Genomic DNA, 3669 nt, shown 5'->3' on the forward strand with positions numbered 1-3669 from the left:
GTCACGTCGTAGACGACGCGGTTGACGCCGCGGACCTCGTTGATGATGCGCGTGGCGGTCTTGCCCAGGATGTCCCAGGGGAACTGGTAGAAGTCGGCGGTCATGCCGTCGGTCGAGGTGACGGCGCGCAGGGCCAGGACCTTTTCATAGGTCCGGGCGTCGCCCATGACGCCGACCGTCTTGACCGGCAGCAGGACGGCGAAGGCCTGCCAGATGTCGTCGTAGAGACCGGCCTTGCGGATTTCCTCAAGGTAGATGGCGTCCGCGTCCTGCAGGGTGGCGACCGCTTCCGGCGTGATCTCGCCGGGAATGCGGATGGCCAGGCCCGGCCCCGGGAAGGGGTGGCGACCGACGAAGGCGTCGGTCAGGCCCAGTTCACGGCCCAGGGCGCGGACCTCGTCCTTGAACAGTTCGCGCAGGGGCTCGACCAGCTTCAGCTTCATGAAGTCCGGCAGGCCGCCGACATTGTGGTGGCTCTTGATGACCGCCGACGGGCCGCCCGAGGCCGAGACGCTCTCGATCACGTCGGGATAGAGGGTGCCCTGGGCCAGGAACTCGGCGCCTTCGATCTTGGCGGCCTCGCGGTCGAAGATCTCGATGAAGACCCTGCCGATGGTCTTGCGCTTGGTCTCCGGGTCGGAAATTCCGGCCAGCTCGCCAAGAAATTCCTTCGACGCATCAACGTGCACCAGCGGGATGTTGTAGTGCTCGCGGAACAGTTCCGTGACCTGCTTGGCCTCGTCCTTGCGCAGCAGGCCGGTGTCGACGAAGACGCAGGTCAGCTGATCGCCGATGGCCTCGTGGATCAGGACGGCCGCGACCGAGCTGTCCACCCCGCCCGACAGGCCGCAGACCACCTTGGCCGTGCCGACCTGCTCGCGGATCTTGGCGATCTGCTCGTCGCGATAGGCGGCCATGGTCCAGTCGCCGGCCAGGCCGGCGATGCCGTGGGTGAAGTTCTTCAGGATCACGGCGCCGCGCGGAGTGTGCATCACCTCCGGGTGGAACTGCACGCCGTAGATCTTCTTGTCCTCATTGGCGATGGCGGCGAAGGGCGCGCCTTCCGAGGTGGCGATGACGTGGAAGCCTTCGGGGATGGCGGTGACGCGGTCGCCGTGGCTCATCCAGACGGTCTCGCGGTGATCGACGGCGCCGATGCCGGCGAACAGCGGGCTCTCGCGGGTGATGACGATCTCGGCGCGGCCGAACTCGCGATGGTGGCCGCTCTCGACCTTGCCGCCCAGCTCGGCGCAGATGGTCTGCTCGCCGTAGCAGATGCCCAGGACCGGCACCCCGGCGTCGAACAGGGCGTGGTCAGCCTTGGGGCTTTCCGCCTCGGTCGTCGAGGCCGGGCCGCCCGACAGGATGATGGCCTTGGGCGACACCGCCTTCAGCGCCTCGCCCGCCTTGTTGAACGGATGGATCTCGCAATAGACGCCGGCTTCGCGCAGGCGGCGCGCGATCAGCTGCGTCACCTGACTGCCGAAATCGACGATCAGGACGGCTTCGTGGGTGTGTGGCGCGGTCATGAGGGCTCAGAATCCGAAGCGGGCGTTGATGGGGCGGGTTCTTGACGGGTGAAGACGTCGGGATCAAGTCGCGAGGCGGGCACATCGGCCAAGGCGGCCAGCCCTTGCGTCGTCAGCACCTCGGCCAGACGGTCCCAGGCGGCGGCCAGGTTGGCGTCGACCAGATGCAGATATTCGGTCCAGTCCTCCAGCTTCGACAGCTCGCTCTTGCCGTCGCTGACGCCGCGCAGGGCGATCAGAGGCACGCCGAAGGTCTGAGCCACGCGCTTGAGGGCGAAGGTCTCCATGTCCACCATCTCGGCGTCGATGGCGTCATAGGCGGCGCCCGAGACGACATTGGCGCCGGTCGACAGGGTCGCGGTCGGCACGCCGGGAATGGGGCAAGGCAGAGGCAGGACGGCGGGCAGGTCGAGCAGAGGCGTCCTGCCTTTCTCGAACCCCAGGGGGCTGGCGTCCATGTCGCGATAGCTGACGGACGAGGCCTGATAGACCGCCGCGTGCTCCAGATCGCGCGACCCGCACGAGCCCAGCGACACGATCAGGTCCGGCAGGACGTCGTCGGCCTCCAGCCGCGTCAGGGCGGCGGTCAGGGCGATGGCCGCCTCGACCGGGCCGATGCCGGTCATCAGCGGCGTGATCCGCGCCTGCAGGGCGGCGCCGTACTCAGCCGGCGCCGCCATGACGGGCAGCACCGTCAGGCCGTAGATGTCTTCGGAACGGCCCTCGCTCACGCCGTCCGCTCGTAAACGGCGGCGAAGAAGCCGTCGGTGCCGGTCGAGGCCGGCGACAGGCGCAGGCGATGACCCTCGGCCAGTTCACCCAGACGCTCGCGCGCCGCGTCGGTGAGGTTGGCCGCCTTCAGGGCTTCGGCCACAGGGACGGGGGCGAAGGCGGGGTGGTTTTCCTCGAAGGCGTCGGCCGTGGCCTCGTTCTCGCCGCGCAGCATAGAGCAGGTGACGAAGACCAGACGCCCGCCCGGCTTCACCAGTTCGGCGGCCCGGCCCAGGATCTGGACCTGCAGGGCGTGCAGACGCTCGACCTCTGCGGGCTTCAGACGCCAGGCGTCCTCGGGACGACGGCGCCAGGTGCCCGAGCCGCTGCACGGGGCGTCGACCAGCACCACGTCGGCCTGACGCACCAGGTCCTCGACGCCTCCGCCGTTCTGGCCCAGCAGGCGCAGGTCGGCGGTGACGCCGGCGCGCGCCAGACGCGGGCGGATATTGTCCAGACGCTTCTGCACCACGTCATAGGCGAACAAACGGATGCCGCTCTCGGCGACCGGCTTGGCCTTGGGCCTGGGCTGGACCACAGTCCCCTGCCCGTCCCCGCCGACCGGAGACCAGACGGCGACCGGGGCGGCGGGCGCCTCGGCCACGGCGGCCTGGGTGGCGACCGGCTGGCCCAGCATGGCCAGACCCAGGGTCTTGCCGCCGCCGCCGGCGCAATAGTCGACGACGGTCATGCCGGGCTGAACACCCGTCAGCCAGCAGGCGACCTGACTGCCTTCGTCCTGAATTTCGATATGGCCCTGCTTGAAGGCCTCCAGCGCCTGGACGTTCGGCGGCGGCTCGGCCGACAGGCGCAGGCCTGCGGCAGACCAGGGCGTGCGTTCCGGCGACAGACCGGCCTCGGTCAGCTCCGCCTCGACGCCTTCAACCGTGGTCTTCGCCAGGTTGACGCGCAGGTCGATGGGCGCGCGCGGCGCCATCAGTTCGTGAGCTTCCTCGGTCCAGCGGTCGCCGAAGGTGATCTTGAAATCCTCGACCACGAACTCGGGCAGGCCGGCGGCGACCCAACCGGGCAGTTCGCCGGGCGCCGAAGTGATGCGGCCGCGCTCCTGTTTCGACAGCGGACGCGGGCCATAGCCCTCGCCCGAGTGCAGGGCCTCGATCTCGTCCAACGGCAGGCCGTCGATCAGCGACAGCGAGCCGATGACCAGGGCGCGACCGTCTTCACGCCCGCCCATGGCCCAGACCAGACGGCCACGGGCGCGGATGACCTTGTAGACGCGGTCGGCGATGGCGCGACGATCCTTGGACCCCGCATAGCGGTTGGCGGCGCCCCAGGCCTTCAGCACCACCTCGGCCGGCTGGCGGCTGTGGGCGATGCTGTCGAGGACGGAGGCGGCGGCGGCGAGGCG

3 protein-coding genes are annotated in these 3669 nt (G+C 69.4%); all 3 read right to left on the reverse strand.

Annotated elements, in window-relative coordinates; genetic code table 11:
* The coding region (gene guaA, locus VGE49_RS12910; protein ID WP_331034948.1) for a glutamine-hydrolyzing GMP synthase at window positions 1-1529 on the reverse strand (1529 nt) is incomplete at its 3' end.
* Window positions 1526-2260, reverse strand: coding sequence for a 5'-methylthioadenosine/S-adenosylhomocysteine nucleosidase (locus VGE49_RS12915; protein WP_331034949.1), 735 nt, complete (start codon window positions 2258-2260; stop codon window positions 1526-1528). The genes VGE49_RS12915 and guaA, both read right to left, overlap by 4 nt.
* Window positions 2257-3669 (reverse strand): RsmB/NOP family class I SAM-dependent RNA methyltransferase (locus VGE49_RS12920; RefSeq protein WP_331034950.1); only part of this gene is annotated, 1413 nt, incomplete at its 5' end. The genes VGE49_RS12920 and VGE49_RS12915, both read right to left, overlap by 4 nt.

It is taken from the genome of Brevundimonas sp., assembly GCF_036405315.1.
GTDB lineage: Bacteria > Pseudomonadota > Alphaproteobacteria > Caulobacterales > Caulobacteraceae > Brevundimonas.